Raw genomic sequence first — 12,545 nt, forward strand, 5'->3', positions numbered from 1 at the left:
CCCTCTTGCTGCCACAGGTCATCCTCGAAATGCCTGTCACAGAAATTATCGTGTCTCACTTAAGGGGTGCAGTCCAGCACCTGTCACCGTAACCCCCGAAACGTCCCTCTTCAGCGAGCCGGGATGCGCGAGAATGTGAGGGTGATTTGCCCGACGAGGCAAGGGATGAGTTTGCGACAAACTGGCACGACGGGCAGTTGGCGCATGCAAGGCATGCGGCAATTGCCCGTCGGGTGGATGCTCAGTTGGACTACGATAGTCCGCGCGTGGCTTTCGCGGTCGGCACGTCGCGACCAACTTTCTCAATCGCAGCGAGGGCCAACGAGTTTCATGCACTGCCACTGCAACCCGGGTCCACTTCATACCACAGTCTGCAGCGCTGCTCGGAGCTCGTCACGTTTAAATTCGTCGATTACGCCTATGTTGAAGAGATGTTCAAGCAGGGCCGTCGCACCAACTTCCATCTCGGCTGCCGTCTGGAAAAGGTTATCCCTATCGAGGGTCCCATGCGGCAACAAGTGCCGGACCAAATGGCGCGGCATCAGAAGCATCGCCGCAAAAGCGTTCGCACGCTTTTCGATGCCCGGAGGCGCCCATGGCCCGCTCGAATGTGTGATTCGTCTAGCTCTTTCACGATCGTAGAGGACATGAAACAACTCATGAGCCAGGGTAAAACGCCGTCCCGGCTCCTCAGCATTATAGGCACTGGTCAAGTTCACGATGATCGCTGGATGATACTCGGCTCCAGCAATGGCGACGCCGCGTATCGTTGAGGTATGAAGACGTCGTTCGATAACGCGAATGCCCAATTTTGACACGAGGGAACGCACATCGATGACGGTCGTTCCCTGAGCTAAATTCAAATCGTCGAGAAGGTCTTCGGCCAGGTCGTAACCTTCCTCGAAGGGGGCGGTCAGCGGCGCGCCAATAGTTGTATCGACCAGTTCGGCCAATTCGGGCGAGTCCTGGCCACCAGCTTGGTTCGCCAGCAGGTTCAGCAATGTGCGTGTATCCTGCAGGCCGATGCTGGGGCTGACGCCCCCAAACATCAGCACAGCGTCGTCGAGCTGCGTAATTGCGGGCATCGCCACCGTGCGAATGCTGCAGTCATGCATGCCGATCTCATCGCGCGCTTTTTCCACTTTGCCAAATAACTCAGTGGGAAGATATGCCTGCTCAAGTGCCGCAAGCGGTAGGTGTCGGAGCCGATCAATCTTTCGTTCGAGTTCGGCGACCGACTTGCGGTCGTCGGCCTTTAGATCAGCCGGCGGCGAGCTCACTACCCAGGCAAGGGCCTCCCACAAGGGGGCAGCAACCTCGGATACAGGCAAGGTAGCGGCACCCGGGGACACCATGAATCGATATCCATCCGGCGCGTAGCTTGGCTGCCTAGCGGTCCAAGATATTTCAACGTCGTTCACTAAGCGGCGAATAACTAAGTCAGGAAAGAGTGCACTCGAATCCGCTGCACGCAGGGCGTGCCGCGCCCACCACCCTTGCACAGCTGCATACTCTGCCTGCTCCCACTCTGAACGCGCATCGATCAGTCGGCGTAGCGCCATAAACACGGCGGTAGCTGCCGGTACCGCATGATTGTCCCGCCAAGCAAAGCGCTCCTCATGCAACAACGACACCCAATTCGTGGCCAACCACTCGAAAATGGGTAATAAATACCAACGAATCGCGTCGTGATCGTTGCCTGTGAAATCATGCCGGGTGAGTACAAGGTTCCCGACCGTGAGGCGCAGCTCACCCGTCGACCAACCGCCATGTGCTGGCAGTCGGTCGCGCGGCTGGCAATCTGCGACCCAGCGCATCGCGATTTCGAACCGTGACGGGTCACCAAAGCGAGCAAACTCGGTCATCGATTATCCGTTGTCATGGCCCAATGGATATCATTCTTGTCGAAGCGAAAGTACCTTTTTGTCTGGCGCGACTTTACGGCTCCGCTCCGCAACCAGTCATTCTTGATGGCAACAGGTACGCTCTCCCAGGGAATTGGGAACCCGTGCCAAGTTCCGTCGGCGGTCGGTTTGGCTTCGAAAGCTATGCCCTCGGCCGTCGCATAGCGTCGGCCGCTTTTCCCATCCACTACTGAGCCCGCGAATAGTTCCGCCGCTTTCGTCGCTGCCCAGTCATGAGCATGAGGATCGGTCGCAAATCCTCCAGCGGCGGTTTGATGGGTCCATTCGGGACACAGTGTACCCTTCTGCTCGTCGGCCGGCCTGTTCTTGTGCTTGGAAGATCCGCGATAAAGCGGTGTTGCGCGCGAGACTTGACGGGGCATCTATCGATCCGAGGCTAACAGATTTATCCTACTCTGCTTGATCGGTTTATGCCGACACCGTCGCCACGACCGTCAAAGACTCAAGCAATCACCGTGCGACATGCAGAAAAAGTCATCGGCAGACGATTCAGTCTGACGGTAGTTTTCTTTACCGTTAATTGCGGCTAAAAATACCGTCATTTTCTTGCCGCGTGAAGCGCGTTGTTGCTGTTCAGAACTCCTAGTAGAGAACGAGTGCATCTCGATTTAAACCGCAGTCAGCCACCGAAGTATCCTGTAAGCCTCTGATCTGCCCCCTACTCCCACTCAATCGTCCCCGGCGGCTTGCTGGTCACATCATACACCACCCTGTTCACGCCCTTCACCTCGTTGATGATGCGCGTCGCCGTATTGCCGAGGAACTTCATGTCGAACGGATAGAAATCGGCGGTCATGCCGTCGGTGGAGGTGACGGCGCGCAGGCCGACGACGTAGTCGTAGGTGCGGCCATCGCCCATGACGCCGACGGTCTTGACGGGGAGCAGCACGGCGAAGGCCTGCCAGATGGTGTCGTAGAGGCCGGCCTTGCGGATCTCGTCGATGTAGATGGCGTCGGCCTTGCGCAGGATGTCGAGCTTCTCGACGGTGATCTCGCCGGGGCAGCGGATGGCGAGGCCCGGGCCCGGGAATGGGTGGCGGCCGACGAATACGTCGGGCAGGCCGAGCTCGCGGCCGAGCACACGGACCTCGTCCTTGAACAATTCGCGCAAGGGCTCGACCAGCTTCATGTTCATGCGCGCCGGCAGGCCGCCGACATTGTGGTGCGACTTGATCGTCACCGAGGGGCCGCCGGTGAAGGAGACGCTCTCGATCACGTCGGGATAGAGCGTGCCCTGCGCCAGGAAATCGGCGCCGCCGATCTTCTTGGCCTCCGCGTCGAACACGTCGATGAAGAGGCGTCCGATGGTCTTGCGCTTCGCTTCGGGGTCGGTGACGCCGGCGAGCTCGCCGAGGAAGAGCTTTGAGGCGTCAACATGCACCAGCGGGATGTTGTAGTGGTGCCGGAACAGGTCGACGACGGTCTCGGCCTCGTTGAGCCTGAGCAGGCCGTGATCGACGAACACGCAGGTAAGCTGGTCGCCGATCGCCTCGTGGATCAGCACGGCCGCGACGGCGGAATCGACGCCGCCGGAGAGGCCGCAGATCACCTTGCCCTTGCCGACTTGCGCGCGGATCTTCTTGATCTCCTCGGCGCGGAAGGCGTGCATGGTCCAGTCGCCGCCGAGGCCGGCGATGTTACGGACGAAGTTGCGGATCAGTTTTGCGCCGTCGGGCGTGTGCACCACCTCGGGGTGGAACATCAGGCCGTAATACTTGCGCTGCTCGTCCTGGATCACGGCGAAGGGCGCGTTCGGCGAGACGCCGGCGACCGAGAAGCCCGGCGGCATCTGGGTGATGCGGTCGCCATGGCTCATCCACACCTGGTGCTGCTCGCCGGTCTGCCAGACGCCCTCGAACAGGCGGCTGTTGGTCTTGACCTCGACATCGGCGCGGCCGAACTCGCGGTGGTGGCCGCCCTCGACGGTGCCGCCGAGCTGGGCGGCCATCGTCATCTGGCCGTAGCAGATGCCCATCACGGGCACGCCGCTGTCGAAGATCAGCTGCGGGGCGCGCGGGGAGCCTGCCTCATGGACCGATTCCGGGCCGCCGGAGAGGATCACGGCCTTGGGCTGCATCTCGCGGAAGGCGGCCTCCGCCTTCTGGAACGGCACGATCTCGCAATACACGCCGTCCTCGCGCACCCGGCGCGCGATCAGCTGCGTGACCTGGCTGCCGAAATCGACGATCAGGATCTTGTCGTGGAGCGCGGCCACGGAGGTGTCGGCGGCGGCGGAGGTGTTCGGGGAGTTGTCTTGGGCTGTCATGGCAAGCAATTACGCCGCGGCGGGGAGTCTCGCAACCCTTGCCAGCAAGCGATTCACCGGTGCGTACCCCACCCACCGCTGTCGTCCCGGCCAAGCGGACTGGGGCAATGCGCAGCATTGCGCCAGTTCGCGCCGAGCCGGGATCCATAGCCACAGGACGCGGGGCTCGGGCACGCTGTGGCCACAGCTCGCGCCAGACGACGGCCGCGGAGTATGGGTCCCGGGTCGGCGCCCCACGCGCTACGCGCGCGGGGCTTGCCCGGGACGACAGCGGGGAATGTTCGCGGCGGGGGGGCCGTAGGGTGGGCAAAGGCGCGTGGCAGGCCTTCCGTTTGGTCCACGCCGGTGCGCGCCGTGCCCACCGTCGGGCGGCGTTCACCGCGGCGACACGGTGGGCACGACGCCATTGCCATTGTCGTGCGCGGACATGGCGCGGCAGCGCCTTTGCCCACCCTACGGCGGTGTGGGTGCGGCTACGCCTGCTTCTTCAGCACCGACACGAAGAACCCGTCCGTACCCGTCCGGCGCGGGGTCATCAGCCAGCCCTCCGGCGTCTTCAGCGCGGCCTCGGCGAAGGCCTCGGCCTTGTCCCAGAGGACGGTGGCGGTTTGCTCCGGGGGCTGAACCGCGAACTCCGGATGCCGCTCCACGAACGCTCTCACCTGGTCGCCATTTTCGGGCTGCAGCACCGAGCAGGTGATGTAGGCGATGCGGCCGCCGGGCTTGACCAGGGAGGCCGCGCGATCAAGCACTTCGGCCTGGTCCTTGAGACGGATCTCGAGGGCGCTGGGGCGCATGCGCCATTTGGCGTCGGGGTTGCGGCGCCAGGTGCCAGTGCCCGTGCAGGGGGCGTCGATGACGACGAGATCGGCCGAGGCCTTGATGTCGGCGAGCGGGTCGGCGTCGCCCTTCGGGCTGCGGACATCGGCATTGTGGACGCCGGCGCGCGACAGCCGCTCGTGGATGGGGGCGAGCTGGCGCTTGTCGTGGTCGGTGGCGATCAGCCGGCCCTTGCCGCCCATCATCGCCGCCAAGGCAAGGGTCTTGCCGCCGGCGCCGGCGCAGAGGTCGATCACCTGCTCGCCGGGCTTGGCGGCGGTGAACAGCGCCGCGAGCTGCGAGCCCTCGTCCTGGACCTCGATGGCGCCCTTGATGAAATCCTCCTCGGCATGGATTCCGGGATTGCGGGCGTCGGCGCCGAGCGTGATGCGCAGGCCGATCGGCGACCATGACGTCGGCACAGCGCCGAGATGCTTCAGCGAGGCCTGCACCTTGTCGCGCTTGGCCTTGAGCGTGTTGACGCGCAAATCGAGCGGCGCGCGGCTGGCCATCGCCATGGCTTCCGCAACGCGGTCGTCGCCGAACACGGCGGCGAGATACGGATCAAGCCAGTCGGGATAGTCGCCGGCGACCGGCGGCGGCGCGCCCTCGGTGGTGCGCGTGGCCAGCGCCTTCTCCTCTTGCGCGTTGAGCGGCGGCGGGGCGAAGCGGCTGCCGTCGCACATCGCACCGATGGTCGCGACATCGAGGCCGCGCTCGAGCTTGAGCATGCCGAGCACGCGCGCACGCGCCGTGTCGTCCTCCATCAGGTAGGCGCTGGAGGCGCGGCGGCGCAGCACGTCCCAGACGAGGCCCGCGATGGCGGCGCGGTCGCCGGAGCCGGCGAAGCGGTGGCTGGTGCCCCAGTCCTTCAGCGCCTTGGCCGCCGGCGCCCTGTCGGCCTCGATGGTTTCGATGATGTCGATGGCGGCGGACAGCCGGGCGGCGGGGGTCATTCAGGGTCCAGTTCTAGATCAGGAGAAGGATCTTGAGGGCGAAATACAGCCACATCGCCAGCAGCACCAGCGCCGAGGCGGTCCAGGCGAGCCCGCGGTCGTCCTTGGCGCCGCTGACAAGGCCGGCATTGACAAAGCGGGTCACCACGAACACCCAGGACAGCAGCACGATCACCAGATCGGCGTGGCGCAGCGGCAGCGCAATGGCGATCAGGGCGTAGAACAGGGTTGGCAGGCCGAATTCGTCGGCGGCGTCAGTGGCTTGCGCCCGCGTCCTGTTCCAGAACAGCAGAGCGAAGGTGAGCCCGACCTCGACGAAGACGGGCAGCAGCACCATGGTCAGCGACATGAGAATCCCCCTGGAAGTCGAAGGCCCGGCATGATGCCGGGCCTTCATGATTGAACCGGTTCCCAAGGGACTCCCGACAACCCCCCGTGGTTCCCGTTTTTCTGCGACTGGGCCGAACTTTCACATCAGGAGTGGCTCAGGCCTTGTCCGGCCCGACCCGCACCAGCTGCTTGCCGAAATTGGCACCTTTCAGCAGGCCCATGAACGCTGACGGCGCGTTCTCCAGGCCCTCGGTGACGAACTCCTTGTACTTGACCTTGCCGTCGCGGACCCAGGCCGACATGTCCTTGAGGAAGTCGCCATGGCGGGAGGCGAAGTCGGAGACGATGAAGCCGCGGATGGTGAGCCGCTTGGTCAGCACGTTGCGCATCAGCGCGCCGGCCCATTTCGGCGCCACCGACTGGGTGTCGTTGTAATGGGCGATCAGGCCGCAGACGGGCATGCGGGCGAAGGCGTTGAACAGCGGGAACACCGCCTCGAACACCGGGCCGCCGACATTCTCGAAATAGACGTCGATGCCCTTCGGGCAGGCTTCCTTGAGCTTGGCGGCGAGATCGGGATCGCGATGGTCGAGGCAGTCGTCGAAGCCGAACTCGGATTTCACATAGTCGCATTTGTCCTTGCCGCCGGCGATGCCGATGGCCCGGGCGCCCTTGATCTTCGCGATCTGCCCGACGGCCGAGCCGACCGCGCCGGAGGCTGCGGCGACCACCACCGTCTCGCCCGGCTTGGGCTGGCCGATGTCGAGCAGGCCGGTATAGGCCGTCATGCCGGGCATGCCGAGCACGCCGACCGCGGTCGAGATCGGCGCCAGCTTGGGGTCGACCTTGGCGAGACCCTTGCCGTCGGAGATCGCATGCGTCTGCCAGCCGGCGCGCGCCAGCACGATGTCACCGGCCGCAAAGCCCGGATTGTTGGAGGCCACCACCTCGCACACCGTGCCGGCTTCCATGACGCCGCCGACCGGCACCGGCTGGGCATAGGACGGCCCGTCGCTCATGCGCCCGCGCATGTACGGATCGAGCGACAGCCAGATCGTGCGCAGCAGCACTTCGCCAGCACCGGGCGTCGGAATGGCGTGCTCCTCGAGGCGGAAGTCTGACGGCTTGGGCTCGCCGACGGGACGGGCGGCGAGAACGATGCGCTTGGCTTGGGACATGGTGTTTCCTCCTGATGTTCTTATCGTTGCCGAGGGAATGATGATCTCTCCTCCGTCATTCCGGGGCGCGCGTCAGCGCGAACCCGGAATCCAGAGGTGATGCGCAAAGGTGATTGCGCAAGACAATATCGAGATTCCGGGTTCAGCACGCCGCGCAAAACGCGCGTCATGCTGCCCCGGAATGACGGACGCGTGGCGGCCTTCTCGCTTACACCCCGCCCGGATAGTTCGGGCTTTCGCGGGTGATCGTGACGTCATGCACGTGGCTTTCGCGCAGGCCCGCGCCGGTGATGCGGACGAACTCGGACTTGGAGTGAAACTCGCCGAGATCCTTGGCGCCGACATAGCCCATGGCGGCACGCAGACCGCCGGCGAGCTGGTGCATGACGTTGCCGACCGGACCCTTGTACGGCACCTGGCCCTCGATGCCCTCCGGCACGAGCTTGAGCGTGTCCTTGATGTCCTGCTGGAAGTAGCGGTCGGCCGAGCCGCGCGCCATCGCGCCGACCGAGCCCATGCCGCGATAAGCCTTGTAGGAGCGGCCCTGCCACAGGAACACTTCGCCGGGGGTCTCGTCGGTGCCGGCCAGCAGCGAGCCGACCATGGCGACATCGGCGCCGGCGGCGAGCGCCTTGGCGAGATCGCCGGAGAACTTGATGCCGCCGTCGGCGATGACAGGCACATCGGCCTTCTTGGCCGCCTCGACCGCATCCATGATCGCGGTGAGCTGCGGCACGCCGACGCCGGCGACGATGCGGGTGGTGCAGATCGAGCCCGGGCCGATGCCGACCTTGACCGCGTCAGCCCCGGCATCGATCAGCGCCTGCGCGCCGTCGCGGGTGGCGATGTTGCCGGCGATCACCTGCACGGCGTTGGAGATGCGCTTGATGCGGTTGACCGCCTCGAGCACGCGCGAGGAATGACCGTGCGCGGTGTCGACCACGATGAGGTCGACACCGGCCTCGATCAGCCGCTCGGTGCGCTCGAAGCCGCCCTCGCCGACCGTCGTGGCGGCCGCGACACGCAGGCGGCCCTGGCCGTCCTTGCAGGCGAGCGGATGCGCGACCGCCTTCTCCATGTCCTTGACGGTGATCAGGCCGACGCAGCGGTACTGATCGTCGACGACCAGCAGCTTCTCGATGCGGTGCTTGTGCAGGATCTTCTTGGCCTCGTCCTGGCCGACGCCTTCGCGCACGGTGACGAGGTTCTCGTGCGTCATCAGCTCGGAGATCTTCTGGCGCGGATCGGTGGCGAAGCGCACGTCACGATTGGTGAGAATGCCGACCAGCTTGCCGGGGATGCCCTTGCCGCCGCCGGTGACCACCGGGATGCCGGAGAAGCCGTAATCCTTCATCAGCGCCAGCGCGTCGGCGAGCGTTGCGTCCGGCGAGATGGTCAGCGGGTTCACCACCATGCCCGATTCGAACTTCTTGACCTGGCGCACCTGGGCGGCCTGGCCCTCGGGATCGAAATTGCGGTGGATGACGCCGACGCCGCCGGCCTGCGCCATGGCGATCGCCATGCGCGCCTCGGTCACGGTATCCATGGCGGAGGCCATGATCGGAATGTTGAGCGGGATCTCGCGCGTCACGCGCGAGCGGATGTCGACCTCGGAGGGAAGCACATCGGAGAGGCCCGGCTTCAGGAGCACGTCGTCGAAGGTGAAGGCTTCGCGAAGTGTCTGGACGGTCGCCATCGTCAACTCCTTGTCTGCGGCCAAAACGGCCGCGATGCGGGTACGGATGAGCGGCGCCGCCGTCGAGACCATGCCTCGCCGTCGAATCGGTGCCCATCGGTGGGGTTGACGCGGGTCGATAGCATGGGCCTGTGACGAATCAAAGGGCCGATCCACCATCCTCCCGCGATTGCGAAGAACGGCCCAGACCGGCCCTGATCAGGTCCGAAACGCGCAACAAAAGGTCGCGAATACCCCGATTCCGGAGCAGAAGTTCCATCTCTAGCGCCATGCGCCCGGCGGCGGCCCGTAGCGGCGGATGGCCTCGACCACCTCCCGGTGCCGCCGGTCCTCCCGCCGCATGTGCACGGCGATCAGCGCGTGAGCCGAGGGCACCAGCAGCAGCACGTGGAAGAACAGGCCGAGGACCAGGCACACCACGCAGAGCAGCAAGTTGAACACCGCCGCAAACGGCTGCCCGTTGAGCAGCAGGCCCAGCGGCGGCACCAGAGCGGCGACCAGGTAGATCATCGGCACATCTCCAAGAAGCGGGGACGCGACAGCGTCGCGCTGCATTTAGGGGGCCATGCCAGCAGCGCAATGGCCTCGTTCGTCGCAGGGTGTTAAAGCCGCACCGCCCGCCTGCCCTCCCCCGCCGCCGACATCCGATGAACAAGCAACGCGTCATTCCGCTGATCGTCGCCACCGCCCTGTTCATGGAGAACATGGACTCCACGGTGATCGCGACCTCGCTGCCGGCGATCGCCAGGGACATCGGCACCAGCCCGCTGACCTTGAAGCTCGCCATCACCTCCTATCTGCTGTCGCTCGCGGTGTTCATCCCGGCCAGCGGCTGGACCGCCGATCGCTTCGGCGCGCGACGCGTGTTCTCCAGCGCGGTCGCCGTGTTCATGATCGGCTCGATCGGCTGCGCCTTTGCCAACTCGGTCGAGAACTTCGTGTTCGCGCGCATCCTGCAGGGCATGGGCGGGGCGATGATGACGCCGGTCGGCCGTCTCGTTCTCTTGCGTTCCGTCGACAAGAGCGCGCTGGTCGGCGCGATGGCCTGGGTCACCATTCCCGCGCTGATCGGCCCGGTGATCGGGCCGCCGGTCGGCGGCTTCATCACCACCTATTTCTCCTGGCACTGGATCTTCCTGATCAACATCCCGATCGGCATCGTCGGCATCATCATGGCGCTGCGCTTCATCGATCCGATCAAGAGCGAGAACCCCGAGCCGTTTGATCTCTATGGCATGGTGCTGGCCGGCATCGGCCTCGTCGGTCTCGCCTTCGGCCTCTCCGTCGCCGGCCTCAATTTGCTGCCATGGTCGGTGGTCGGCAGTCTCGTCGCGATCGGCGCAATCTCGATGACGCTCTATGTCCGCCACTCCTGGCGGACCAACTCGCCGGTGCTCGACTTCTCGCTGCTGCGACTGCCGACCCTGCGCGCCTCGATCGTCGGCGGCTTCATGTTCCGGCTCGGCATCGGCGCCCTGCCTTTCCTGCTGCCGCTCTTGATGCAGCTCGGCTTCGGCCTGTCGCCATTCCAGTCCGGCCTCGTCACCTTCGGTTCCTCCGCCGGCGCGATGGGCATGAAGGCGCTGGCCGCGCGCCTCATCCGCGCCTTCGGCTTCCGCCATCTGATGACCGTCAATGCCGTCGTCAGTTCGGTCTTCCTCGCCGCCTGCGCGCTGTTCACGCCGGCGACCCCGCTGCTGCTGATCCTGATCATTCTCGTGGTCGGCGGCTTCTTCCGCTCGTTGCAGTTCACCGCGATCAACACCGTAGCCTATGCCGAGGTCGAGACTGCGCAGATGAGCCGCGCCACCACGCTCACCAGTGTCAACCAGCAGCTCGCGATCTCCGCCGGCGTCGCGGTCGGCGCGTTCTCGGTGGAGACCACGATGTGGATGCACGGGGCGAGCCAGCTCACCGCGTCGTCCTTCGCGCCCGCCTTCATCGTCGTCGCCATCACGTCGGCGCTGTCGTCGATCCTGTTCTGGCAGATGCCGGATGACGCCGGCAGCGAGATCTCAGGCCGTAAGGTGGCTGCGATCGCGAGCCGCAAGGGCGCTGAGAAGGGCGCGGAGAAGGCCGCCAGGAAATCGGCGAGCGAGACCACGCAGGACGTGCGGGATCAGCGGCTGGGGTAGCGACCGTTCTCCGGTCAAGGTCTCCTCGCGCCGGACTTCCAGAACTCGGCGAGGCGATCCGCCCACATCCGCGCGTGCAGCTCCGTGCCGGCACGGCTCATATGGCAGCCGTCATGGCGCAGCGTAAGCCCGATCTGATCCGTATCCGGGCCAGGATGGACGCCGAGCGCCGGGTTCGGCACCGCAGCCTGCGCCGAGCGTATGATCTCGTCGGGAACGCTGCCGCAAAGCGTCGCCGTGGCCACGAAGATCGGCGCCGTCACGTCGGCCGCCCGCAGGCCGGCGACGATCTCCAGATAGTTCCGCAAGTACGACAGCCGGCCCGCTTCCTTCATCTTCGGGGTGACTTGCAGATGCGTGCCGTCCTCCGCCCCGTTCGTCGAGAAGGCGAAGGCGTTGGACTCGCCCTGATGCCAGAGCACCGCGCTCGGCTCGAGACCGGCGTCGCGCAGGCCGGCGATGGTTGCGAGCAGCACCTCGAAATACTTGCCGCCGCGGGCGCGCCACTCCTCGAGATAAGTCCCGCCGATCGCAACGGGTGCGATCACGACCGTCTTCGCCAGCCCGCGATCGATCAATTCGTCGCCCAGCCGGGTGGCGACGTTCTCGCCCCCGCCCGGCGTTCCCAGCAACGGATTGCGCGCCACGTAGCAGCGGCCGTCGAAGCGGTCGAAATTGTAGAACCGGTTGTGAGGCTGATAGAGCCGGCCACTCTGATCGGGCGCGCCGGTGTTGGAGATGTTCGACTGGCCCGCGGTCAGAAGCACCACCAGCCCCTCGCGCGGAATGGCGTCGCAGGCAATTGGCGTCGCCCTGGCACGCGCAGCCTCGTTGTCCCCCATGAGACAGCGCGAGGCGTTGCCGCCCGCGATGAAATCCGCGTCAGAACCGTACAGCGCAAGAGCGAGGTTGCGTCCCTGCAGCAGGCTCTGCACCTCCGGGTCGCTGCTCGCGCCGTCGATACGACGGTCGATGTCGGCAAAGGCGGCGCGCCGCGTTCGCATCTGCTCCAGCAGCGCCAGGAAGCCTGGGCGGGTCGAGATCGGTCCGACGGCGCAGGGAACGCAATTGCCGTCGCGTGACCTGGCAGAGGTTGTCGGCTGGCAGACGTCGCGAGCCGGCAGCACCTCCGCAGCTCCTGCCGTGGCAGTCAACGAGACGGCCAACCACGCACCGACAAGCGTGGCCGCGATTGCGCGTCGCATCATGTTCGGATCACTTCCTTCGCCTCGTTTGACGG

Annotated in this window: 10 protein-coding genes; 1 reads left to right on the forward strand and 9 read right to left on the reverse strand. The window is 65.3% G+C overall.

Features of this window, described 5'->3' with window-relative positions:
* Positions 1-359: 359 nt before the first annotated feature.
* The 8 genes from QX126_RS11365 to QX126_RS11400 all read right to left on the reverse strand — a co-directional run bounded on the left by QX126_RS11365 (position 360) and on the right by QX126_RS11400 (position 9,680).
* Positions 360-1,865, reverse strand: a complete 1,506-nt coding sequence (locus QX126_RS11365) for an ImmA/IrrE family metallo-endopeptidase (protein ID WP_315780991.1) — start codon at positions 1,863-1,865, stop codon at positions 360-362.
* On the reverse strand, positions 1,862-2,287 hold the full coding sequence (locus tag QX126_RS11370; RefSeq protein WP_315780993.1) for a hypothetical protein: 426 nt from the start codon (positions 2,285-2,287) through the stop codon (positions 1,862-1,864). The genes QX126_RS11365 and QX126_RS11370 overlap by 4 nt, the downstream gene beginning before the upstream one ends.
* Before the next feature lie 296 nt (positions 2,288-2,583).
* Positions 2,584-4,191, reverse strand: coding sequence for a glutamine-hydrolyzing GMP synthase (gene guaA, locus QX126_RS11375; RefSeq protein ID WP_315780994.1), 1,608 nt, complete (start codon positions 4,189-4,191; stop codon positions 2,584-2,586).
* Between the two features lie 473 nt (positions 4,192-4,664).
* Positions 4,665-5,966 carry an RsmB/NOP family class I SAM-dependent RNA methyltransferase gene (locus tag QX126_RS11380; RefSeq protein WP_315780996.1) on the reverse strand — a complete coding sequence of 434 codons (1,302 nt, stop codon included), beginning with the start codon at positions 5,964-5,966 and terminating at the stop codon, positions 4,665-4,667.
* 13 nt (positions 5,967-5,979) lie between these two features.
* On the reverse strand, positions 5,980-6,315 hold the full coding sequence (locus tag QX126_RS11385; protein ID WP_315780998.1) for an MAPEG family protein: 336 nt from the start codon (positions 6,313-6,315) through the stop codon (positions 5,980-5,982).
* A 136-nt stretch (positions 6,316-6,451) separates the two neighbouring features.
* Entirely contained in the window at positions 6,452-7,474 is a 1,023-nt protein-coding gene (locus QX126_RS11390) for an NADP-dependent oxidoreductase (RefSeq protein ID WP_315781000.1), read from the reverse strand.
* Positions 7,475-7,682: 208 nt separating this feature from the next.
* The gene (guaB, locus tag QX126_RS11395; protein WP_315739185.1) at positions 7,683-9,170 is read right to left on the reverse strand and encodes an IMP dehydrogenase; all 1,488 of its coding nucleotides are present in this window, start codon (positions 9,168-9,170) and stop codon (positions 7,683-7,685) included.
* Positions 9,171-9,431: 261 nt separating this feature from the next.
* Complete coding sequence (locus QX126_RS11400) at positions 9,432-9,680, reverse strand: hypothetical protein (protein WP_315781002.1); 249 nt, start codon at positions 9,678-9,680, stop codon at positions 9,432-9,434.
* 137 nt (positions 9,681-9,817) lie between these two features.
* Here QX126_RS11400 and QX126_RS11405 point away from each other — a divergent pair, with 137 nt between their 5' ends.
* Positions 9,818-11,305 (forward strand): MDR family MFS transporter, encoded by a 1,488-nt coding sequence (locus QX126_RS11405; protein ID WP_315781004.1) that lies wholly within the window; start codon positions 9,818-9,820, stop codon positions 11,303-11,305.
* A 14-nt stretch (positions 11,306-11,319) separates the two neighbouring features.
* Here QX126_RS11405 and QX126_RS11410 read toward each other — a convergent pair whose 3' ends face one another.
* Positions 11,320-12,513 (reverse strand): sialate O-acetylesterase, encoded by a 1,194-nt coding sequence (locus tag QX126_RS11410; protein ID WP_315781006.1) that lies wholly within the window; start codon positions 12,511-12,513, stop codon positions 11,320-11,322.
* Positions 12,514-12,545: the final 32 nt, after the last annotated feature.

Origin of the sequence: Bradyrhizobium sp. SZCCHNPS1003 (genome assembly GCF_032381555.1) — a bacterium.
GTDB lineage: Bacteria > Pseudomonadota > Alphaproteobacteria > Rhizobiales > Xanthobacteraceae > Bradyrhizobium.

Excerpts from the sequence above, each read along its gene's own strand:
- QX126_RS11365 (WP_315780991.1), bottom strand. The coding sequence starts at position 1,865 with ATGACCGAGTTTGCTCGCTTTGGTGACCCGTCACGGTTCGAAATCGCG.
- QX126_RS11370 (WP_315780993.1), bottom strand. The coding sequence starts at position 2,287 with ATGCCCCGTCAAGTCTCGCGCGCAACACCGCTTTATCGCGGATCTTCC.
- guaA (WP_315780994.1), bottom strand. The coding sequence starts at position 4,191 with ATGACAGCCCAAGACAACTCCCCGAACACCTCCGCCGCCGCCGACACC.
- QX126_RS11380 (WP_315780996.1), bottom strand. The coding sequence starts at position 5,966 with ATGACCCCCGCCGCCCGGCTGTCCGCCGCCATCGACATCATCGAAACC.
- QX126_RS11385 (WP_315780998.1), bottom strand. The coding sequence starts at position 6,315 with ATGTCGCTGACCATGGTGCTGCTGCCCGTCTTCGTCGAGGTCGGGCTC.
- QX126_RS11390 (WP_315781000.1), bottom strand. The coding sequence starts at position 7,474 with ATGTCCCAAGCCAAGCGCATCGTTCTCGCCGCCCGTCCCGTCGGCGAG.
- guaB (WP_315739185.1), bottom strand. The coding sequence starts at position 9,170 with ATGGCGACCGTCCAGACACTTCGCGAAGCCTTCACCTTCGACGACGTG.
- QX126_RS11400 (WP_315781002.1), bottom strand. The coding sequence starts at position 9,680 with ATGATCTACCTGGTCGCCGCTCTGGTGCCGCCGCTGGGCCTGCTGCTC.
- QX126_RS11405 (WP_315781004.1), top strand. The coding sequence starts at position 9,818 with ATGAACAAGCAACGCGTCATTCCGCTGATCGTCGCCACCGCCCTGTTC.
- QX126_RS11410 (WP_315781006.1), bottom strand. The coding sequence starts at position 12,513 with ATGATGCGACGCGCAATCGCGGCCACGCTTGTCGGTGCGTGGTTGGCC.